At 62.4% G+C, this 19,912-nt stretch carries 22 protein-coding genes; 9 read left to right on the top strand and 13 right to left on the bottom strand.

All coding sequences use genetic code 11. The features are described 5' to 3' along the window. Positions 1-419, bottom strand: a 419-nt coding sequence (locus BHQ40_RS20265; RefSeq protein WP_139139381.1) for an MFS transporter, incomplete at its 3' end; no start/stop codon positions are given. Between the two features lie 276 nt (positions 420-695). Further along, positions 696-1,277 carry a TetR/AcrR family transcriptional regulator gene (locus tag BHQ40_RS20260; RefSeq protein WP_070157625.1) on the bottom strand — a complete coding sequence of 194 codons (582 nt, stop codon included), beginning with the start codon at positions 1,275-1,277 and terminating at the stop codon, positions 696-698. A 194-nt stretch (positions 1,278-1,471) separates the two neighbouring features. Between BHQ40_RS20260 and BHQ40_RS20255 the strand changes: the two genes are divergently transcribed. Next, a complete protein-coding gene (locus BHQ40_RS20255) occupies positions 1,472-1,945 on the top strand; it encodes a nuclear transport factor 2 family protein (protein ID WP_070157624.1) in 474 nt (157 codons plus the stop codon). Further along, the gene (locus BHQ40_RS20250) at positions 1,942-2,688 is read left to right on the top strand and encodes an SDR family oxidoreductase (protein WP_070157623.1); all 747 of its coding nucleotides are present in this window, start codon (positions 1,942-1,944) and stop codon (positions 2,686-2,688) included. The genes BHQ40_RS20255 and BHQ40_RS20250 overlap by 4 nt, the downstream gene beginning before the upstream one ends. A 72-nt stretch (positions 2,689-2,760) precedes the next feature. Here BHQ40_RS20250 and BHQ40_RS20245 read toward each other — a convergent pair whose 3' ends face one another. Further along, the gene (locus BHQ40_RS20245; protein ID WP_253183423.1) at positions 2,761-3,114 is read right to left on the bottom strand and encodes a VOC family protein; all 354 of its coding nucleotides are present in this window, start codon (positions 3,112-3,114) and stop codon (positions 2,761-2,763) included. 180 nt (positions 3,115-3,294) lie between these two features. Here BHQ40_RS20245 and BHQ40_RS20240 point away from each other — a divergent pair, with 180 nt between their 5' ends. Beyond that, on the top strand, positions 3,295-3,699 hold the full coding sequence (locus tag BHQ40_RS20240; protein ID WP_070157621.1) for a VOC family protein: 405 nt from the start codon (positions 3,295-3,297) through the stop codon (positions 3,697-3,699). Positions 3,700-3,917: 218 nt separating this feature from the next. On the opposite strand, the gene BHQ40_RS26995 is transcribed toward BHQ40_RS20240, so the two are convergent. The 9 genes from BHQ40_RS26995 to BHQ40_RS20200 all read right to left on the bottom strand — a co-directional run bounded on the left by BHQ40_RS26995 (position 3,918) and on the right by BHQ40_RS20200 (position 12,801). Beyond that, positions 3,918-4,187 (bottom strand): winged helix-turn-helix transcriptional regulator, encoded by a 270-nt coding sequence (locus BHQ40_RS26995; protein WP_216094909.1) that lies wholly within the window; start codon positions 4,185-4,187, stop codon positions 3,918-3,920. Positions 4,188-4,479: 292 nt separating this feature from the next. After that, on the bottom strand, positions 4,480-5,331 hold the full coding sequence (fghA, locus tag BHQ40_RS20235) for an S-formylglutathione hydrolase (protein WP_070157620.1): 852 nt from the start codon (positions 5,329-5,331) through the stop codon (positions 4,480-4,482). Between the two features lie 8 nt (positions 5,332-5,339). Continuing rightward, positions 5,340-6,452 carry an S-(hydroxymethyl)glutathione dehydrogenase/class III alcohol dehydrogenase gene (locus tag BHQ40_RS20230; protein ID WP_070157619.1) on the bottom strand — a complete coding sequence of 371 codons (1,113 nt, stop codon included), beginning with the start codon at positions 6,450-6,452 and terminating at the stop codon, positions 5,340-5,342. A gap of 278 nt (positions 6,453-6,730) precedes the next feature. Beyond that, the gene (locus BHQ40_RS20225; RefSeq protein WP_070157618.1) at positions 6,731-7,114 is read right to left on the bottom strand and encodes a VOC family protein; all 384 of its coding nucleotides are present in this window, start codon (positions 7,112-7,114) and stop codon (positions 6,731-6,733) included. Between the two features lie 388 nt (positions 7,115-7,502). Then, the gene (locus BHQ40_RS20220) at positions 7,503-8,321 is read right to left on the bottom strand and encodes a zinc-binding dehydrogenase (RefSeq protein ID WP_070157617.1); all 819 of its coding nucleotides are present in this window, start codon (positions 8,319-8,321) and stop codon (positions 7,503-7,505) included. Next, positions 8,290-8,499: a hypothetical protein gene (locus BHQ40_RS20215; RefSeq protein ID WP_070157616.1), complete on the bottom strand. Its 210-nt coding sequence runs from the start codon at positions 8,497-8,499 to the stop codon at positions 8,290-8,292. Before BHQ40_RS20215 ends, BHQ40_RS20220 begins: the two co-directional genes overlap by 32 nt. A gap of 205 nt (positions 8,500-8,704) precedes the next feature. Continuing rightward, positions 8,705-9,514 (bottom strand): IclR family transcriptional regulator, encoded by an 810-nt coding sequence (locus tag BHQ40_RS20210; protein ID WP_070157615.1) that lies wholly within the window; start codon positions 9,512-9,514, stop codon positions 8,705-8,707. Positions 9,515-9,680: 166 nt separating this feature from the next. Next, on the bottom strand, positions 9,681-11,273 hold the full coding sequence (locus BHQ40_RS20205; protein WP_070157614.1) for a GMC family oxidoreductase: 1,593 nt from the start codon (positions 11,271-11,273) through the stop codon (positions 9,681-9,683). A gap of 25 nt (positions 11,274-11,298) precedes the next feature. After that, a complete protein-coding gene (locus BHQ40_RS20200; protein WP_070157613.1) occupies positions 11,299-12,801 on the bottom strand; it encodes an aldehyde dehydrogenase in 1,503 nt (500 codons plus the stop codon). 347 nt (positions 12,802-13,148) lie between these two features. On the opposite strand from BHQ40_RS20200, the gene BHQ40_RS20195 reads away from it, so the two are divergent. The 6 genes from BHQ40_RS20195 to BHQ40_RS20170 all read left to right on the top strand — a co-directional run bounded on the left by BHQ40_RS20195 (position 13,149) and on the right by BHQ40_RS20170 (position 18,869). Continuing rightward, on the top strand, positions 13,149-14,228 hold the full coding sequence (locus BHQ40_RS20195; protein WP_070157612.1) for a Gfo/Idh/MocA family protein: 1,080 nt from the start codon (positions 13,149-13,151) through the stop codon (positions 14,226-14,228). Positions 14,229-14,304: 76 nt separating this feature from the next. After that, positions 14,305-16,554: a TonB-dependent receptor gene (locus BHQ40_RS20190; RefSeq protein ID WP_139139380.1), complete on the top strand. Its 2,250-nt coding sequence runs from the start codon at positions 14,305-14,307 to the stop codon at positions 16,552-16,554. 12 nt (positions 16,555-16,566) lie between these two features. Beyond that, positions 16,567-17,049 carry a nuclear transport factor 2 family protein gene (locus BHQ40_RS20185; protein ID WP_070157610.1) on the top strand — a complete coding sequence of 161 codons (483 nt, stop codon included), beginning with the start codon at positions 16,567-16,569 and terminating at the stop codon, positions 17,047-17,049. After that, positions 17,046-17,855 carry an SDR family NAD(P)-dependent oxidoreductase gene (locus BHQ40_RS20180; protein ID WP_070157609.1) on the top strand — a complete coding sequence of 270 codons (810 nt, stop codon included), beginning with the start codon at positions 17,046-17,048 and terminating at the stop codon, positions 17,853-17,855. Before BHQ40_RS20185 ends, BHQ40_RS20180 begins: the two co-directional genes overlap by 4 nt. Positions 17,856-17,866: 11 nt before the next feature. Beyond that, on the top strand, positions 17,867-18,331 hold the full coding sequence (locus BHQ40_RS20175) for a nuclear transport factor 2 family protein (RefSeq protein ID WP_070157608.1): 465 nt from the start codon (positions 17,867-17,869) through the stop codon (positions 18,329-18,331). Between the two features lie 82 nt (positions 18,332-18,413). Further along, positions 18,414-18,869 carry a nuclear transport factor 2 family protein gene (locus BHQ40_RS20170; RefSeq protein ID WP_070157607.1) on the top strand — a complete coding sequence of 152 codons (456 nt, stop codon included), beginning with the start codon at positions 18,414-18,416 and terminating at the stop codon, positions 18,867-18,869. 229 nt (positions 18,870-19,098) lie between these two features. Here BHQ40_RS20170 and BHQ40_RS20165 read toward each other — a convergent pair. Beyond that, the coding region (locus tag BHQ40_RS20165; protein ID WP_139139379.1) for an MmgE/PrpD family protein at positions 19,099-19,912 on the bottom strand (814 nt) is incomplete at its 5' end.

Genomic DNA, 19,912 nt, shown 5'->3' with positions numbered 1-19,912 from the left:
GTTACAAGTCCAATCGACGTAATCAGAGCGACGACGCTCGGACCCGCGAGGGCCCCGCCAACACCTTGAAAGACACGAGCCACAATGAGGACGAGCGGCGTACCTGCCATGCCTCCCAGGAGAGATGCTGCCACGAAGATCGCGATACCGACTTTGAAGCTCTTTACTTGGCCATGCATGTCGCCGAGGCGACCACCGAGAAGGAGAAGGCCGCCAAACGCCAAGGCAAAGGCGTTCGGCACCCAGGAAAGCCCCGCCGCACTAAACCCGAGTTCTCCCTGTATCTTGGGGAGCGCGACGAGGACGATCAGAAAGTCCATTGTCAGCATGAGCTGCCCGCCCAGGATCGTCGCTAGCGCCAGTACAGGCCGGAAACGTGAGAGATTCGAGGACACGCGTCCTCCATTGCTGGTCGCCATGACGCGCCACCTTTCGCCGTTACGTTGCTGTGAGAATTTCGCCGAGCCACGCTCAGTCGGCGGGCGTCAGACCACCCTTGCTCAAATGATATCGCCGCTTCCCCGGCGATTTCTCCGCTATATATAGTGACTACTATAAAGTCCAATATATGTGATTGGCGCGTCGCGCAACCTATAAATAGCGATCGCTATATGAATGCAGTAAGTGCTTCGGTTAGGGCGGCAAGAAACCCGCTGTCGGGACTCAGCGTCGAGCAGCCGCGATGTCCCGGCGGGCTATGCGGCGAATTCCTGTTCGAGCGATTTCCCGGCAATCCTCGCGCACTCTACCAACTTCTCCCTGGAGCGCCCAAGGCACGCGTAGGACGAAAGTCCGCGAAGGGTGAGCAGGATGTAGTCGGTGATCTCCGTCGCTCTTTCCGGGTTATGCTGCGCCACATAGTTGCGGATCCCGTCGCTGCCTGGCTCAGCCATCCTGGTTGCCGTCTCGCGGGCGACCGGGTCATCGGCCCGCATGCCCTCGGTGATCATGCATCCCCGGCTTGTGTCGTCGGCGGTGTAATAGCGGGCAGCCTCGACCAGTAGATCCGTCAGGGCCTCCGCCGGCGCCTTCCCCGGCACGAAAATCTCGTCGAGGGGAAGCGCCTGCTCGGCGGCATATCTTTGCATGGCTCGCTCGAAGAGTTCCGCCTTGCTGCCGTAAGCCGCGTAGAGGCTCGGCGGCACGATGCCGAGCGCCGCCGTTAGGTCCGCCACGCGGACGGCATCGTAGCCCCGCTCGTGAAAGAGACGCTGGGCAATCTCGACCCCCTTCTCACGATCAAAGGCAGGTCGCCTCTTTCGGATTTGCTCGTTCATCCAGACAATCAATCCAGCCACACTTAATCACACCGATACATCAAAACTGCCTTGAAGTCGATGAGATTATATCGATCACTATAAACCGCTTGCCAAGGATCAGTTGGCCATATAGCACACGCTATATAGCGACCGCTATATGCCGTTTTGAGCCTGCGGCTCGGCATCCCGAAACCTAACCTGAGAGACCAGCCATGTCCGACACGAACACGCCCAGCATCATCGCGCGCCTGGATGCTGAAAGCGCAATCCATCGCCTCCTCGCCAGCTATGTGCACTTTCTCGATGAAGGGAAGTTCGCCGAGATCGCGGCGTTGCTCCAGCACGCCAAGTTCGACATTCTCGGCAAGATTGCCTCCGGCCAGACCGAAATCGAAGCGTTCCTCCACGCCGGGGTCCAGGTCCATGCTGATGGCACCCCGCGCACCTGGCACACGCTGGCAAACATCCTGATCGACGTTGATCCGGCCGGCGACAAGGCGACATCGGCAAGCTACTACACCGTCCACCAGCAGCTCGACGGCTTTCCCCTTCAGCCGATCGTCACGGGAAAGTATCTGGATCAGTTCGAACGCCATGATGGCGAATGGCGGTTTGTCCATCGCGCCCTGACAGCCCACTCCATCGGTGACCTCCAGCATCATGTGAAGGGCGATAACGCTGCATGACCAAAGAGAACTCGACGCCCGCCCAGATCGCGCTCGTAACGGGCGCGAACAAGGGGATCGGCCTTGCAATCGCAAGGGGCCTTGGTGAACTCGGCTACCAGGTTTGGGTCGGCTCGCGCGATGCTGAACGAGGGAAGTCGGCGGTCGACGCGCTGATCGCCGAGAGCATCGATGCGCGCCTTCTCGTCCTCGATGTTGCCGATCCCGAAAGCATCAAGCTGGCTGCCGCTACACTTGCCGAGGCGGTCTCACATCTGGATGTTTTGGTGAACAACGCCGGCATCATTGTGTCACCGTCGGACCTGCCGAGCGTGCAATCGATCGAAGATATCAGGACCACCTATGAGACGAATGTCTTCGGGCCGATACTGGTCACGCAGGCGTTCCTGCCTCTGCTGAAAGCCGCAAACGGGGCCAAGGTCGTCATGATGAGCAGCGGACTTGGCTCCATCGGCCTTATCACCGATCCCGCGTCGATCTACTCGACCGTCAACCTGATGGCCTATAGCTCATCGAAGACCGCGTTGAACGCTGTCACCGTCGCCTTCGCGAAGGAACTCGAACCTCTGGGCATCCGAGTCAACGCCGTCGAGCCGGGCAATGTGGCGACCGACCTCAATGGAAACAACGGTGCGCTGACACCGGCAGAGGGTGCGGTGAGCGCCATCCGTCTAGCGACCATTGCTAAGGACGGTCCCACGGCGGGCTTCTACGGCGTGGACGGGTCCGTACAGCCTTGGTGAATTACCGGGGGCGGTCCTTTGAAAGGTCGCCCCCGGTAACCTGCGTGCGAATCCGGCGCACAGCCTCGTGAGCTACTCCGTCTGGCAGACGGCCTCGATATTGTTGCCGTCGGGATCCAGAACATAGGCGGCGTAATAATTCGTATGATAGCGCTCGCGAATGCCGGGAGCACCATTGTCCGTCCCGCCGTTACGGAGTGCAGCCGCATGGAACGCCCTCACGGTCTCCCTGTCAGAGGCTGTGAACCCCAAATGGATCGGGAGCTTTTCTCCTCCCCCCTCGTGATACCACAGGCTCGGATAGCCATTCTTGCCAAAACCGTGCAGCGCGCCGCCATGAGGCGTACGGCTTGGCTCGATGCTGCTGACGAACGACAATCCCAGCGGCAAGGAAAAAGCTTCGTAGAACCGACGCGAGCGCTCCACGTTCGCGACCCCAGCCAAGTACAGGCTTTAGCGCCGAATTGGTCTTGACGGCTTGCAATCGGCGGGCTGATGCTTGCAAATTAAATCTATTTGTGAAATTATAGTTCGCTTGGCGAGACGCATCGACGACGTCTGAAGGCCATTCGCGGCCAACGTAGAAGATATCCAGAAAGAACATTAATGTATAACCATGTCACGGTCGGATCGAACGATCTCGCAAAATCCCGCGCCTTCTTCGATGCTGCGCTCGCGCCGCTTGGAATGGATTGCACGCCCTCCGAAAGCCGTCTGCGCTATGCCGGCGACGGGACGGTTCTCGTCGTCCTCACCCCCAGCAACGGCGAGCCAGCGACGTTCGGCAATGGGGTGACAATCGGTCTACGCGCGGCCACCCCCGAGGCGGTCGACGCCTTCTATGCCGGTGGGATGGCCAACGGCGGCACTTGCGAAGGCCCCCCGGGCGTCCGACCCGGTTCGCCCTTTCGCAATTATGTCGCCTACATGCGCGACCCGGAAGGCAACAAGTTCTGCGCCTTGTGGCCCAACCCCGAGTATGTGCGCGGCCTCGCCCCCAAAGCGGAATGAAATGGCCTCCGGTTGCCGGGCGCCCCCGCCCCAACATTGCTCACGGCCGCGCGCCATGTACTTGACATCCCGGATCGGAACGCCGGACGGTCCGCGCCGTCACCCGTAACAGTGGCATTCCTGGCGCGCGCGGCCGAAGATGCCGCAACGGCGGCAAGACAATGGTCAGCGGCGCGCAACGGCCTCCAACTGCGGCGCTAGGCGCGCATCTCGGAAACTCAGCGATGGTGGTGAACTGGGCGGGCGCGGCACCGATGCGTTCGATGTGCTTGGTGCCCCAGTCGCACAGGGGTTGCATGGATTTGCCGAGTTCGATGCCAAACACGGTCAGCTGTACTCGACGCGCGGCGGGACATCTTTGAGGTTATGGCGCGCGACGATGCCGTCGACCGCAGTTCCTTCGCTTCCCCGATCAGCATCTTCTCGCTGATCCCGCCCACCGCGCGTCTCAGTTCGCTAAAGCGCTCGGTGCCCTGATGCGACGGCACCGGAGGATAACAAATTCCATGGCCCGCCGGTCCCTGCCAGCGCCGCCTCCAGGCCGCAGGTGTAAGTCTTCCTCCGCTTACGCAAGCTCAGTTTCCTCACGAACCAAAGGTAAGTACTGGAGACTGCCATTGTGCCAGCAAACCCGACTGCCAACAATGGCAGACGAACCGCCCTGCGGCGCTCATTCGGGCATCCCGAAACGGCGCTCCGGTCGCTTTCGGGGCCGGCGAGTTGCTTGCGATCCCGCGATGCGCCACGATCGAATGGAAAGCCAGCGCCGGTCATTCTTTCCTACCGGCTGCGCGGCCCTGCCAGGCGCTCGCCGTGCCAGCCGAGGTGGGCGTTCATGAAGGTCGAGATAAAATAGTAGCTGTGATCGTACCCCGGCTGCAACCGAAGGGTAAGATCGATGCCGGCGGCGCGGCACGCCTTGTCCAACAGGTCGGGGCGGAGCTGCCCGGCCAGAAAATCGTCGGCCTCTCCTTGGTCGACCAATATCTCGGCGATAAAGGCGCCATCCTCGATCAGCGCCACGGCGTCGTGTTTGCGCCAGGCGGTCCGATCGGGCCCGAGGTATCCCTTCAGCGCCTTTATTCCCCACGGAACTTGCGATGGCGCCACGATGGGCGCGAAGGCCGACACCGAGCGAAAGCGCTCTGGGCAAGTCAGCGCGACCGTCAAGGCGCCATGCCCACCCATTGAGTGGCCCATGATCCCCTGCCGGTCCAGATCGACCGGGAAGTGCACGCCGACCAGCTCGGGGAGCTCGGCCGTGACATAGCTCCACATGCGATAATGCTCGGCGAAGGGGGCCACGGTCGCATCGACGTAGAATCCCGCGCCGAGACCGAAGTCATAGGCGCCCTCGGGGCCGTCCGGTACGCCTTCGCCGCGCGGGCTCGTATCCGGTGCCACGAGGATCAGGCCGAGTTCGGCGCATTTGCGGCGAAATTCACCCTTCTCCGTCACATTGGCGTGAGTGCAGGTGAGGCCCGAGAGGTACCACACCACCGGCAGCCTCGCCCCCTGGTCATGCGGCGGGACGAAGACCGAGAAGGTCATGTCGGTGCCGGTCGAAGCCGAAGCGTGCTTGTAGACGCCCTGGACTCCGCCGAAGGCCTTGTTCGCGCTAATCTGTTCCATGTTCCGGCTCAGAATACCACGACCGAACGGATGCTCTCGCCGGCGTGCATCAGGTCGAACCCCATGTTGATCTCTTCGAGACCCAGGACGTGGGTGATCATCGGGTCGATCTCGATCTTGCCGGTCATGTACATGTCGACGATCTTCGGCACATCGGTACGGCCCTTGGCCCCGCCGAACGCCGTGCCACGCCAGTTGCGGCCGGTGACGAGCTGGAACGGGCGGGTAGAGATTTCCTTGCCCGCTTCCGCCACGCCAATGATGATCGAGGTGCCCCAACCGCGATGGCAGGCCTCCAGCGCGGTCCGCATCACTTCGGTATTGCCGGTCGCATCGAAGGTGTAGTCGGCGCCGCCGTCGGTCAGCAGCATGATCTTCGCCACGACCTCCTCGCGGCTCATGCCCTTGCTGTTGAGGAAGTCGGTCATGCCGAAGTTGCGGCCCCATTCCTCGCGATCGGGATTGATATCGACCCCGATGATCTTGTTCGCTCCGGCAAGCCGTGCGCCCTGCAGCACGTTGAGGCCGATACCGCCCAAGCCGAACACCACGACATTGTCGCCCACCTGCACCTTGGCGGTGTTGACCACCGCGCCGACGCCCGTGGTGACGCCGCAGCCGATATAGCAGCTGGTCTTGAACGGCGCGTCCTCGCGGATCTTCGCCACCGCGATCTCGGGCAGGACGGTGAAATTCGAGAAGGTCGAGCAGCCCATATAGTGGAAGATCGTCTGGCCCTTGTAGCTGAACCGCGACGTGCCGTCGGGCATCAGGCCCTTGCCCTGCGTCGCGCGGATCGCGGTGCACAGGTTGGTCTTGCCCGAAAGGCAGCTTTTGCACTGGCCGCATTCGGGAGTGTAGAGCGGGATGACGTGATCGCCAGGCTTCACGCTGGTGACGCCGGCTCCGACCTCGCGCACGATGCCGGCGCCCTCATGCCCCAGCACCGACGGGAAAATCCCCTCACTATCGAAGCCGTCGAGCGTGTAGGCATCGGTGTGGCAGATGCCGGTCGCCATGATCTCGATCAGCACTTCGCCCGCCTTCGGCCCCTCCAGATCGAGCTCGACGATCTCCAGCGGTTTCTTGGCTTCGAACGCGACGGCGGCGCGGGTCTTCATCAACGGTCTCCAAAACAATGTGGCTGCGAGTGGATAGTTGAAACTCGGCGAAAGATTAGGGGATCGTGCCCCCGGATTGGACCGGTGGCAGCGGAGGACGAAGCCAGCTGCAGCTTGATATTCCGACGCGGGCTCATCGATCCAACGAGTGCCGGGATCGAGCCCCTCCTATCCCACATATTTCGAGCACAGCCAGGCCGCGAGGGACGACTCCGCCGAACGCTTGCGTGGATCTCGGCGCAGCGCCATCGCGGACGACCGATCTGTCCGGTCCCAAGTCAGGAATTCATCATATGCATCGCGCAGATCTTGTTCCCGGTCGGATCGCGAAGATAGGCTAGGAAAATGGTGCCGATACCGCTTTCCCTGGGTCCGGCGGCATCCTCGATGGAGACCCCGCCATTTGCGACGCCGGCGCTGTGCCACGCTTCCACCTTTTCGGGGCTGCCGGCCTTGAATCCGAGGGTCCCCCCATTGGCCGGACACGCCGGCTCGCCGTCGATCGGCTTCGAAAGCATGAAGAGGCCGCCGTCATGCATGTAAAGGATACGGCCCTTGGCGTCGTACCGGCCCGCCGGTCCGCCGAGAGCCGCGAAAGTGGCATCGTAGAACTGCCGCGCCGCTGCGAGATCGTTGGCGCCGAGCATCACATGGCTGAACATATCAATCCCTCTCTTTTCAATAGCCCATGACCGCCGCCTGCAGTGCCGCACGCGCGGCACTCCAAGCTCCGCTGAAGGCGACGCCACAACGCCTCAGAGCATATTCCCGCCAGACGGAATTATAGTTCGCACTGTGGCAGGATTGGCCTGGAGATCCAAGAAGAATCGAACCGATCTCGATCCTTCTCGTAAGGTCAGGCGCGGCCCAGCACCGGCGCGTAGCGGCTTCCGGTTCGACCGACCAGGCGCTGGGTGTCGAAGGTCTGCACTCTCTCGAGCGCAGCTCGTGCTGCCGGCACAAGACCTCGTCATTCCCGCGTTTGCGGGAATGACTCTGCTCAGCTTGCGGGCACCTCAGTCCGGCCGGGTCCGTCGCTAGCAGAATAGTTCAGCTTGTAACGAGAACAATCTTGCCGTTGAGGCGGCCCCCGTCCAGGCGGCGATGCGCCTGCTCCACCTCGTCGAGCTTGAAGACGCTGTCGATCAGAGGCTGGTACGGACCCGAGGCGACCACCTTGCGGATATACGCCTTGGCCGCTTCGAAGCGCTCCGGCGCCTGGGTCAATTCGAGAGATCGACGAACGACAGGTTCCGGCGGTCGAGAGCCACGAGCGGCACATCCACGCGCGCGGCATTTATGTCCGGCGTCGACTGCGCGCCGTAGCTGAACACGTTGCCCCCTTTCGGCCAGGCTGAGTATGGACTGTGTCAGCACAGCGCCGTCCACGGTGTCGAAAACTATCTCGACGCCGCTGCCGGCGGTCTCGCCCCGCACGGCCTCGCTCAGGACTTCTTCGTCGGTCGCAATCGCATGATGGGCGCCGACAGCCAGCAATTCCTGCTGTCGCTCGCTGGTACGCGTCGTCGCAAAGACCGTCGCGCCCATTTCGCGGGCGAACTGGATGAGCGCGCTGCCGACGGGAGAGGTTCCCGCCGTCACCACGACGGCGTCGCCCGCTCCAACCGACACTTTGCAAAGGAGATTGTAGGCCTGAAGCGCCGCCATCCAGATCGATGCCTCCTTGGCCGCACTCGTTCCGTCGAGCGACTTCACCAGCGCCGAAGCCGGTATGTTCGCGTGGGTCGCATAAGTGCCCGAGCCGACGAGAGGCGATTGCACCGGCACGACCGAGACTCGGTTGCCGATCGCAAATCCATTTACCCCTTCGCCAGTCTCAGTGATCGTGCCGGCACCCTCGACGCCCATGACCGATGGCAATGCAGCGGGTATGATATAGAAATTTCCGATAGAGCGCCTCGAAGCGGTTCAGGCCGATGGCCTCGATCGCCACCCGGACCTCTCCGGCACCGGGCGCCGGCAGATTGATGGGCGCGACCTTCAGGACTCCGGGGCCGCCGCTTTCCGCGAAAGTTGCGTGTTTCATGCTGTCTCCCGCCGTCCTTTGATGTCCTAGCGCACGGGAAGGTAAGAGCCGCGCCCGCCGGGCTACGACCGAGCCGTTATCCGGCACGCCGATGACCCGTTCAGCCACGCCTGAGCGGCGGTCGACAGCGGTCGCGATAACGGCCACTGGACATATCGCAAGGTAATTGTGACCACTATAACGGCACTAGAGCCGCCGGGCCGGGTCAGGTTCCGGTGCAGGCTTTGAGGTCGCGCGCGGCCTCGAGCAGCAGCGGCCCGACCTCATTACGGAGCCGGTCTTCGGGAAGCATGTAGGCGGGCCCGCCAGAACTCAAAACGTAAAGAACCCGCAGCTTGGATAAGAACACCGGCACCGTCGCCCCGTGGATCTCTGCGCGCCACTTCCCTAGCGAGAGTATGAAGCCATAGCGGTCGAGCTGATCCTTAGCCGATGCGACATCATTCTGAAGCTCGGCCATGTCGACCGACCCCTCCGACTTCAGTTGACGCAGGATCGAGGAATATTCCTTGTCGTTGACCCCCGCAAGATAGGCAAGACCGATCGCGCTCTGCGTCAGCGAGATCTTATCGCCGGCCCGTAGCTGAAGGCCGACGAGCGATGCCCCTTCGCGCGCCTCGACATACACCATGCTCAAACGATCACGCGTGCTCAGCCCGATGTTGGTTTTGCTGCTTTCCGCATAGCGCTGCATTATCGGCTTCATGGTGCCGACCGGATCGAAATTATGATCGGCCACCTCCCCCAGGATATAGGTCGAGCCCCCCAGGCCGTATGTGCGTGAATTTGGGAAATAGGCCAGATAGCCAAGTTCCCTCAGCGTGTAGACGATCCGGGAAATCGTTGGGCGAGGAAGACCGGTTCTCCGCGCGATCTCCTGGTTAGTCAGCGGTTCTTCGCCATATCTGAAGCAGCGCAGGACATCGAGCCCGCGCGACAGCGCGGTAATGAACTGGCGACCGCCCGTGTCCTCCTCTTGACCGGCTACGGCCTGGCTACGGACCCGGCGCTTCATATGGCAATGCCTCCTACTAACGAACTGCCCAGCATACTAGCCCCTAGAAAGGCATAGTCAGTAGTCGAATGGACAAAGCACATCTACCCCTCACCGCGCTGGACCGTTTTCGCGCGCGGCGCAAATTGGGACGGAAGACGGCCGCGGAAAACCGGATCTTGCGCGTTCAGCCCCGATTGTCCTCGCTGATCATCGCAGCTCCTTTCGCGCCAATCACCATCGATATCGCATTGATATTACCCGACGGCACCTGCGGGATGATCGAGGAATCGACGACACGAAGGCCTTGCACGCCCCGCACGCGCAGCCGCGTATCGACGACAGCGCCGGCGTCGATACCCATCTTGGCCGACCCACAGGCATGATAGCATGGGCTGGTATTGGCCCTCACGAACGCCTCCAGCGCCACATCGTCGCTGATATCGGGACCGGGCGAATGTTCCTCGACGAAATAGGGTGCGAAGGCCCGCGTGCGCAGCAAGCGGCGGCCAACGCGGACGCCGTCCATTAGCGTCTCGAAGTCGTAGCTGCTTTCCAGCATGTTGTGCTGGATGATCGGAGGATCGATCGGATTGGCCGAGCGCAGCTCGACATACCCGCGACTGCGGCTGCGATTGACGTTCGGCTGGATCGTGATAGCCGGCCGCTCAAGCATCTTCGGCCCAGACGGCGATGGCTGCATCCCGAAGGCGCCGAAGTGGAATTGGATATCCGGATATTCCGACCCTTCGCGCAGGCGCACGAACGACACGGCGGAGAAGATATGCGACGCCGGCCCCGAGCCGCTCAGCCCGAAACGGATGGCGTTGCGAAGCATCGAAAGCCGGCCCATCTCGACATTGTGGGTGCGCGTCGACACATAGGCCTTAATCGCAAAATTGGGATGTTCCTGAAGGTTGCGACCGACGCCCTCGAGCGCCGACACGACAGGAATGCCGTGCTGCGCAAGGCTCTCGGGGCTCCCGACCCCGGAAAGCATCAGCAGCTTGGGCGTGTTGTAGGCGCTGGCGCTGAGGATGATCTCGCGGCTGGCCAGCGCGACCTCGGTGTTATCCCCGCGCGTAAATTCGACCCCGACCGCGCGGCGATCCTCGAACAGAATACGGCTGACGAGGCAGCCGGTCAGTATTTCCAGATTGGCACGGCCGCGAACCGGGTCGAGAAATGCTCGCGACGCGCTCCACCGCCATCCCCGCCGCTGGTTCACATGAGTCAGCGAAGATCCCTCCTGATCTTCCCCGTTGTAGCCGTTGTTCTCTGGGACGCCAAGTTCCGCCAACGCCGCGATGAACGTCCGCGTCAGCGGATGCGCGCCGCGTGTGGCTGAGATGGGCAGAGCCCCCTCGTGCCCATATCCGGCGGGAAGGCTCGCATCGGCCCTCTCAATCCCGCGAAAATAGGCTAGCAGCGAATCGTAGTCCCATCCGGTACATCCAAGCTGGGCCCAATGGTCATAGTCGCCGCGATTCCCGCGCACGTAGATCGTTCCATTGACGGCGGACGAGCCGCCCAGCGCCTTGCCGCGTGGCATGCGGTCGACGCGATTCGCGCGGCTCGGGTCGGGCTCGGTGAACAGCATCCAGTCCGAATCCGGACGCCCAATCGCCGCCAGCGGGCCGAGCGCGGGCACCCTGAAGCGAAGCGCATTCCCCTTCCCGCCCGCTTCGAGGAGCAGCACTTTTGCGCGCGGGTCCTCAGACAGGCGGTTCGCCAAGACGCAGCCCGCGCTACCCCCGCCGATGATCACATAGTCCCACATCCGAACGCCTCCGAAGCCGCCGTTCTCAGGCGAAGCCCGGCGCGGCGGCCACGGGCTCCTTCACCGGCGCCTGGAGCAGGATGGTCTTGGCCTCAAGATAAGGAAGCAATCCCTCGATCCCGCCCTCGCGCCCGATGCCCGACCGTTTGAAGCCGCCGAAGGCGATGGAGAAATCGTTGCGGAAAGCGTTGTGGGCAACCGTGCCCGAGCGGATCTCCCGCGCGGCGGTATAAGCCCGCTCGGGATCGTTGGTGAAGACGGAGGCGTTCAAGCCGTAGTCGGTATCGTTAGCGAGCCGGACGGAATGCGCCTCATCGTCCGAGGGAATGAGCGACACAACCGGGCCGAAGATTTCCTCTCTCGCGATGGTGGCGTCGTTGCGGACGTTCGCGAAAAGCGTCGGAGCGATATAATATCCGCGATCAAGATGGGTGGGCCGCGCGCCCCCCGTGACTAGACGAGCGCCCTCGGCCTGACCGATATCGATATAGCCCACCACCTTGTCGCGCTGCCGCGCCATCGCCAGCGGTCCCATTTGCGACGCCGGGTCATAGGGATCACCGGTCGCGATCAGTTCCAACTGCGCGCCGAGCGCCTCGGCCAACGCGTCGTGCCGCGAACGGCTTACGATGACGCGCGAGAGCGATGCGCACACCTGGCCGGCAAGGATCGTGGATGCCGCCGCGATGGTCTTCGCAAATTCGTCGATATCGAAATCGTCCATGAGAACGGCCGGCGACTTGCCCCCAAGCTCGAGCGTGCAGCGCGCGATCCGCTCGCCGCACAGAGCGCCGATCCGGCTTCCCGCCGCGGTCGATCCGGTAAAGCTGACCTTATCCACGCGCGGGTCGCGCACCAGCAGTTCGGAGACATCTCGCTCGGCGGTGATCAGGTTAAGCACGCCCTTCGGCAGATCCGCTTCCTCGGCCGCCTCCGCCAGCGCGTAGAGCAGTCCAGGCGCCTCCGGTGCCGCCTTCAGGATGACCGTGCAACCGGCCAGCAGGGCAGGCGCGATCTTCAGCGCACCTAACATAAGGGGGCCGTTCCAAGGCACGATCGCGGCGACGACCCCGACTGGCTCCCGCACAAGATAGCCGGCCCCACCCGCCGACGGAGTATGCTGTTCAACGAAGGGAAAGCTTGCCGCCTGGTCGGCATAATAATCGAGCAGCGAGGTAAAGAACGGGATGTTGCGCTGATTGGCCGCATATAACGATCCCATCTCGCCGGCGGACAAGCCCGCCAGCTCGGGAGCGCGATTGCGCAGGATCGCGGCGATCCGGCGCAGATAGCCGGCGCGCTCTTCGGGAGCCTTGCGTGACCACGCTCCATCGTCGAACGCGCGCCGCGCCGCGCCGATCGCGCAATCCACGTCCGCGGGCGAAGCGCCAGCGACTTTGTAGAAGCTTTCCTCGGTGGATGGAGACACGAGGCCTATCGGCGCCCCGGTAGCGTTAACCCAGGACCCGCCGATATAAAGCTTGTCGGGATGACGAATCGCCGCGGAAAAATCATTCGCCGTCTTCATTGCATCGCTCTCCACACATGCCCGAAAGAAATCGCCGGCTCAACGCGGACCGGGCCTTTTACTGAAACCAGAGCGATGGCATAAACCGTTGGAGTCGTCAATTTCTGAAACTAGATTTTGCTGGGCAAAATCTTTGGCTGGCATTCACTCACGGATGACGTGCGCATTCGCAGCATCGCACAATTCCGCAGTGCGAACATCTATTTTACTTTTCAGTTGACGGCATGTCGTGAAATGATATGGTTACCCCTCTGTCGAGCCGCTGATCCGTCCGTCGCAAAGCTCGGATCGCAGGAAGCGGCCCGAGAGACCGGCAGAGTCTCGGACGAAAGGGAGTGGAGAGGGTTATGAAGCAAATCGGCGTCGGTGTTATTGGCGCAAGCCCTCTCAATCCTGGCTGGGCGGTCACTTCACATCTGCCCGCGATCCGGGCTTTGCCCGATTTCGAGCTCGCAGCCGTCGCCACCAGCAATCCTGCCTCGGCGACCGCTGCCACTAGCGCCTACGGCGTCTTCGGCACCGCCGATCCCGATGAACTGATCGCGCGACCCGATGTCGATCTGGTCGTCGTCGCGGTCAAGGTCACGGACCACGATCGCCTGCTCAAAGCGGCTCTCGACGCGGGTAAGATGGTTTTGAGCGAGTGGCCGTTGGGCGCTGATATCGAGCAGTCGTCGCGCCTTTCCGAAATGGCCGCGCAGTCGGGCACGCGATCGTTCATCGGCATGCAGGCTCGTTTCTCGCCCGTCGTCGCGCGGGTCAGGCAGCTGCTCGACGAGGGTTATGTCGGACAGGTGCTCGGGACGACGCTTGTCGGATCGGCCGAGACATGGGGAGCGGAGACGATTGCGTCGCGCGCTTATGTATTCGATGAAAGCCGCGGCGCCACCATGCTGAATATCACGATGTCGCATGTGCTCGACGCGCTGAATTTCCTGCTCGGGGAATTTGTGGCGGTCACAGGTGCGCTGGGCGTGGGCCGGCGTACGGTGCGCCTTACGGACGAGGGGAACCGCGAAATTGCGGTGACGTCGCCCGATCATGCGGCGATCGCAGGGCGGCTCGAAAGCGGTGCGACCGCATCGGTGTTCTTTCGCGGCGGAACATCGCGCGGCCAGAACCTCCATTGGGAGATCAATGGCACCGAGGGTGACCTCGTGATCAGCGGCGCGTCGGGCAAGCTCCATATTTCACCGCTCTCGCTGCGTGGCGGGCGTGGCAGCGACACCGACCTGGCTCCGATCGAAGTCATCTCGGAGCCGCTGCCCGAGGGTGTTCAGGAATTCCCGGGCGGCAATGTCTACCGGCTCTACGAGGCGATCGCCGCGGACATCCGCGATGGGACGCAGATCGTACCTGATTTCGCGCATGCGTTGAAGCGCCACAGACTGCTGACGGCGGTTCAGGAGGCCTCACGCAATCTTTGAACCCACGCGCAAACGCGTGGCGACCGCCGCTTCTATCTATTGGACTTCAAACAAAAATAATCTGGAGGGGATCAAGATGAAAACGACCAACACCATCGCCGTGAGCGCCATAGCGCTCCTCGCCGTGTCGAGCCCTGCGCTCGCCCAGTCGGGAGGATCCGCTCCACCGAGTGCCGGCGCGGAGGATGTCATGCCGGCGCAAGAGGCGGCGGCACCGGCGGACGACGAGATCATCGTGACCGCCCGTAAGCGCTCGGAAGGCCTGCAAGCGGTGCCGATCGCAGTCTCCGCCGTGACGGCCTCCTCGCTCGAACAGCGCAACATCGTCCGTCTCGACCAGATGAGCGCGGTGGTTCCCAATGCGACTTTCAAGACTGCGGCGTCTATTCCCACCGAGGTGCAGCCCTTCATCCGAAGCATCGGCGACCGAAGCTCGGAACCTAGCCAGGACCTCTCGAATGCGATCAGCATCGACGGCGTCTATCTCGTGAACATCGCCGGCTCCAACGTCGACACGTTCGATGTCGAACAGATCGAGGTCCTGCGCGGCCCCCAGGGCGTGCTCCAGGGGCGAAACTCGACGGGCGGCGCCGTCAACATCCGTACCAAGCGACCGAGCGGCGAGTTGCATGCGCGCGCGATGGTCAGCTACGAGCGTTTCGATGCCCTCCAACTCAAGGGATACGTCGAGGCGCCGCTCGCGCAGGATGTGCTCGCGGTCAAGCTCTCCGCGTTCCGCACGACCGGCGGCAACTACAGTCGCAACGTCATCACTGGAGAGCGCGACACTGGCGGAATACGTGCGGCGGGGGGGCGCATCGGGCTGCTGTTCACGCCCTCGAGCGACTTCACCGCGTACCTGACCGCGGACTATTCCAAGGATAGTTCTCCTCCGCCTGCGGTGCGCGCTGCCAACCATAGCGGATCGATTGCCGCCCCGTATAACGGGGCCTATGCGCAGCCCCAGCCTCGTGTCTGTGCGCTGTTCCAGGAATGCTCGACATACGCCCCCTATACCAACGCATTCTCGCTCACGGGGCCGAACCACTCGAAAAACCGCGGGCTGGCTCTCAATCTCGACTGGGATATCGGCGGGATTACCCTGAGTTCTGTGACGGGCTACCGCGCGGTCAATCAAATGACCAATATAGATCTCGACGCGACGCCGTCCATGATCTTCAACCTTCAACCCCGAAACGTGAGAATACGGGCGTTCAGCCAGGAAACCCGGCTCGCCTCGAACGGTGATGGTCCCTTTTCCTGGCTCGTAGGCGGTTATTATCTGCGCTCAAGGATCGACCTTGAACGCACGTCGGTACTTGGCGGGCCGCTCTTCGGACAGCCAGTCGGCGTGACCTCAACGGGTACCCAGTTCCGCAGCCCGGATACCGACAGCTATGCGCTTTTCGGCCAGCTGAGCTACCAGATCACTGACCAGTGGGACATTTCCGTCGGAGGTCGTCAGAGTTGGGACAAGAAGTCGCTTGTATCGACCCCCACTGCAACGAGCGGGACCGGCGTTTTCAAGCGTGACTTTAACGCTTTCACGATGGAAGCCACGACGCGCTACCGCTTCACCCCGGACACACTCGTCTACCTGCGCTTTGCACAAGGTTACCGGAGTGGTGGTTTCAACGGCGCCGCCACCACCCTCGCGGGCATCAACTCCTTCGAGCCGGAGAAAAACGATGCCTATGAAATCGGCTTGAAGTCGAGCTGGCTCGATCGGCGGCTCAAGCTCAACCTCACGGGCTTCTACTATGATTATCGGGATTTGCAGCTGATCGCGATTGATCAGGCGCCGGGCATCGGCCTTATCCAGCGCGTAATAAACGCGAAAGGGCTGCGAGCGAGCGGGATCGAGTTCGAGACCAGCTTCTCGGTGACCGATAATTTCACGCTGACGGGCAACCTGTCATATCTGCACACCAAGTATCGCAGTCAAATTCTCAACCTGGGCTTCGGCAACATCGATCTTGCCGATGCGAAACGTCAATATGCTCCCAAGATCACGGGGATGGTTCAAGCGCAATATTCGATCCCGATCGGTGACAACAAGCTCGTCCTCAACGGAAGTCTGAACTACCGGTCGCTGACCCAGCTCAACGACGTGCCGACAGATGTCGCGATGCAAAAAGCATATGCACTGGTCGATGCGGAGATCGCCTGGCACCTACCGGACGATCGGGTGACACTCTCGCTATTCGGTCAGAACCTGACAGATAAATATTACAAGGCCTATGGCGATGCAAATGGTGGCCTGTTCAATCTCGTCATCGATGGCCGGCCCCGCACCTACGGTGTCCGCGCCACGGTCAAGTTCTAGCGGAGATTAGTCGTGAGCAATTCCAAGACCATGGTCGACGAGCGGCAGGTTCAAAACCTGAGCGATCGCGAAGCCATCCGGCAGATCATGTACGCGTATAGCCGGGCGGCGGACACCAAGGATGAGGCCGTGAGGGCGAAGATACTTTCGGGTATTTTCGTCCTCGACGGCACGATCGAATATGGATTTGGAACCTGGACCGGGGTGAGCGAGGTGATTGGCGCGCTGTCACGGATGACACGCCCCTATTCGTTCACCCATCACATCATCAGCAATGATGAGATCGAGATTGCCGGCGATACCGCAGTTGCCCGTTATATGGTCACGGGCGCCCATGGTCACGATGGCCGCGTGTTTTGGGCGGGCGCGCGCTACACGCATGATCTTGTCCGCACGGCAGAGGGCTGGCGGCTTGTGAAGCATAAATGCGTGGCGGGCTGGAGAGACGAGAGCGGCGTTCTTCCGGAGAAGTCCGGCGACGTCCCCGACGTATGACGCGCGCGGTCAAGAGCGAAGCGTGCGCCTCGGCGGCGCGGCCGCTCGATGGCCTGGTCGCGCTCGTTACGGGCGCCGGCGCTGGGATTGGTGCTGCGGTCGCCGCTCAATTCGCGCGCGCCGGAGGCCGCCTGCTCCTCGTTTCCCGCACGGAAGGACCAGTGCGCCTGGAGGCCGAGCGCATCCGCGATGCGGGAGATGTCGCCGATTATATGGAAGCGGATGTTTCCAGCCGCACTGTCGTCGAGGCCACCGTAGCGCGGGCGATCGAGCAATACGGCCGGCTCGATATCATCGTGCACAACGCTGCAGCCATGGCACCGGCAAGCCTTGGCGACCTTGACGATGCCGCGCTCGACGCGGTCTTCGACGTCAACCTCAAGCCCGCTTTCTGGTACACGGCGGCAGCGCTTCCCCATCTTCGTGCGTCGGGAGCGGGACGCTTGCTGATGACGTCGTCGATCATCGGAATTCGCCAATCGCTTCCGGGGTTTAGCGCCTACGGCGCGTCCAAGGCGGCTCTGGGCGGCTTCATTCGGCAGGCGGGCTACGAACTCGCCCGCGATGCGATCACCGTCAATGGGGTCGAACCCGGCTTCACCCGTACCGATCGTATGTCCGATGCAATGTCCAGCGAGGCTCTCAAGGCGATCGAAGCGCGGATACCGCGCGGTCGGGGGGCGACTCCCGAAGATATCGCCGCGGCCCTGCTCTTCCTGGCAACCCCCGCTGCGGCTCATATCACCGGCCAGACGCTCGTGGTCGATGGCGGCCAGAGCCTCGGCGCGGCTCATTTCTCATCCTGAAGGAGATCATCATGGACCATAGCAAATATGAGAAGGTCGAATCGCTCCGCCCCTTCTTCGACCTGATCGAAGAGGCGATCGGCGATCTGGTCGATGGCGACCATTTCTTCGACTATTTTGCCAAGGACGGCGTTCTCGAGGCGAAATATGCGATGAGCGGCGTCTTCCGTACCGAGGGCCGCGACAAGATCTTGGCCAGCTTTCAGCGCTATGGCGATATCCTGTGGCTGGACAGCATGAGCGACCTCAAGGTCCATTACGGCCGAGATCCGAATGAAGTGATCCTGGAATACACCTCGCACGGCAAAGGCGTGAAGACGGGCAATCCGTACAACAACTGTTACGCATCGTTTATCCGGCTCGAGAATCGCAAGATCAAGTACTGGCTCGACTATATCGACCAGGTAGAGGTGATGCGCGCGACGGGGACGACCGACCGCATCAAGGAACGCGGCGCTCTGCAATCGAGCCAGTGACGGGAATGGTCCGGCGGCCGGGTTCGTGCCCGGCGCCGGCCACGGCGACTGTGCGCGCCGGCAAGCGAAAGGTTCAGGATCGATGGAACGAGAATCGGCGCTGCCAGTCGAATCCGCGCTGAGCGATCTCCTCGCGCGGCGAGAGATCAGGCAGTTGATGTTCGCCTATGGCGGCGCTGCCGACCTGGGCGATCCCGTCAGCCGAGCATCGCAGCTAAGGGCGATCCTCGCGCCGGACGCCACCATCGAATATGGCTTCGGGCGCCGCGAAGGCGCCGATGCGATTATTCAGACGCTGAACGAGATACTGGGCGGCTTTGAATTCACCCACCACCTGGTCTCGAACGAAGAAATCGAGATCGACGGCGACACGGCGCGCGGCCATTATCTGCTCACCGCCACTCACGGTCCGAAAGACGGTGCCATCTTCTGCGCGGGCGCCCGGTGTTCGCAGCGCTATGCGCGGATCGACGGGCGCTGGGTCATTACCAGCCACCTGTCGCAGTCGCTCTGGAACGACCGCCCCCAGCTATCCTGAATATAGCTTCGGCAGGCGCAGACTGAGGGACGCGAAGCACGGCACGGACGATGTCCCGCTGGTCCATGGCGGCTGTTGATCGCAGAGGCATCGCGGCTGGCGTCTAAGGCAGAACCCGCGACCCGTCTCTGACCAGCGAACCGCCTCGATCGCTTGCCTGCCGACGCTGCGGACCTGGCTGTCCACGCACCAAGGGCGTCCTCGCCGCCGACCGCCTTCGACCTGCGGACTAGTCCCCGACCGCGAGCCGCTCGACAAACACATCGACATCCGCTGCCGCTTCGATCCCCCACAGATCGTTGAGCAGGCTCGTCGTCGGACCAGTCCCGAGAACCGGCGATGCCAGATCGACGAACTTCGCCCCAAGCCGATCGTCATCGACGGGAAATTGGCGCGAGCCGAGCGATTCCATCCCCTGACGCGTGAAGCTGCGTCCATCGACGGTCCTTACCGTCACCCGGGAGGGCCGAAATTCCGGATAGAGCGCGTCGAGCTCGTCGTCGGCCGCGACCTCGACCAGCGAGCATAGTCTTGCCATCTCATCGCACTCGCGAAGCACGGGGTCGAAATGCGCGACCTCCACCTTGCGAAAGCACATGCCGAGCGCAAGAATGTAAGGGAAGCTGAGCTGCGCGCTGGCGAATTCGGACCACCCCGTGGCGCCATGCGCGGCCGATATGCGATAAGTCGCAACCGAAACGCCGGCTATCTCGTCCGCGGCGATCTTCTCCTCCTCGAGAATGGCGATGAGCACTTGGAGCGCGGTCTGCAGATGGCGGCAGCATGCATAAGGCTTGATGTAGCAGTCCAGCAGTTCCCAATCCTTGGCCGGGGGCAGTGCGAACGCGGCCAAGTCGTCCCCCGCGAGGCCGGGTAGCGCCTGCATGAAGCCGTCGCGCCCCTCGAGAATGTTCGGCGGGCCGGCGATCCCCTGCCGGGCCAGAAGCGCCGCCTGCAGGCCTTCCCGCGCGGCATGACCGGCGTGCAGGCGCTTGACGTCGGTACCGCCGCTGATGAACGCGAACAGGCCGGCGGCGCCGCTC

It is taken from the genome of Sphingobium phenoxybenzoativorans, assembly GCF_001757355.1.
GTDB lineage: Bacteria > Pseudomonadota > Alphaproteobacteria > Sphingomonadales > Sphingomonadaceae > Sphingobium > Sphingobium phenoxybenzoativorans.
Note: the sequence above shows the minus strand (reverse complement) of the source record. Positions and strands in the feature narration are given on the sequence as shown.

Bases quoted from the DNA above. Each gene is read 5' to 3' on its own strand.
- BHQ40_RS20215 (WP_070157616.1), bottom strand. From the start codon at position 8,499: ATGAAACACGCAACTTTCGCGGAAAGCGGCGGCCCCGGAGTCCTGAAG.
- BHQ40_RS20225 (WP_070157618.1), bottom strand. From the start codon at position 7,114: ATGTTCAGCCATGTGATGCTCGGCGCCAACGATCTCGCAGCGGCGCGG.
- BHQ40_RS20220 (WP_070157617.1), bottom strand. From the start codon at position 8,321: ATGGGCGTCGAGGGTGCCGGCACGATCACTGAGACTGGCGAAGGGGTA.
- BHQ40_RS20210 (WP_070157615.1), bottom strand. From the start codon at position 9,514: ATGAAGCGCCGGGTCCGTAGCCAGGCCGTAGCCGGTCAAGAGGAGGAC.
- BHQ40_RS20175 (WP_070157608.1), top strand. From the start codon at position 17,867: ATGGACCATAGCAAATATGAGAAGGTCGAATCGCTCCGCCCCTTCTTC.
- BHQ40_RS20195 (WP_070157612.1), top strand. From the start codon at position 13,149: ATGAAGCAAATCGGCGTCGGTGTTATTGGCGCAAGCCCTCTCAATCCT.
- BHQ40_RS20180 (WP_070157609.1), top strand. From the start codon at position 17,046: ATGACGCGCGCGGTCAAGAGCGAAGCGTGCGCCTCGGCGGCGCGGCCG.
- BHQ40_RS20240 (WP_070157621.1), top strand. From the start codon at position 3,295: ATGTATAACCATGTCACGGTCGGATCGAACGATCTCGCAAAATCCCGC.
- BHQ40_RS20260 (WP_070157625.1), bottom strand. From the start codon at position 1,277: ATGAACGAGCAAATCCGAAAGAGGCGACCTGCCTTTGATCGTGAGAAG.
- BHQ40_RS20190 (WP_139139380.1), top strand. From the start codon at position 14,305: ATGAAAACGACCAACACCATCGCCGTGAGCGCCATAGCGCTCCTCGCC.
- BHQ40_RS20170 (WP_070157607.1), top strand. From the start codon at position 18,414: ATGGAACGAGAATCGGCGCTGCCAGTCGAATCCGCGCTGAGCGATCTC.
- BHQ40_RS20205 (WP_070157614.1), bottom strand. From the start codon at position 11,273: ATGTGGGACTATGTGATCATCGGCGGGGGTAGCGCGGGCTGCGTCTTG.
- BHQ40_RS20255 (WP_070157624.1), top strand. From the start codon at position 1,472: ATGTCCGACACGAACACGCCCAGCATCATCGCGCGCCTGGATGCTGAA.
- BHQ40_RS20250 (WP_070157623.1), top strand. From the start codon at position 1,942: ATGACCAAAGAGAACTCGACGCCCGCCCAGATCGCGCTCGTAACGGGC.
- BHQ40_RS20200 (WP_070157613.1), bottom strand. From the start codon at position 12,801: ATGAAGACGGCGAATGATTTTTCCGCGGCGATTCGTCATCCCGACAAG.
- fghA (WP_070157620.1), bottom strand. From the start codon at position 5,331: ATGGAACAGATTAGCGCGAACAAGGCCTTCGGCGGAGTCCAGGGCGTC.
- BHQ40_RS20230 (WP_070157619.1), bottom strand. From the start codon at position 6,452: ATGAAGACCCGCGCCGCCGTCGCGTTCGAAGCCAAGAAACCGCTGGAG.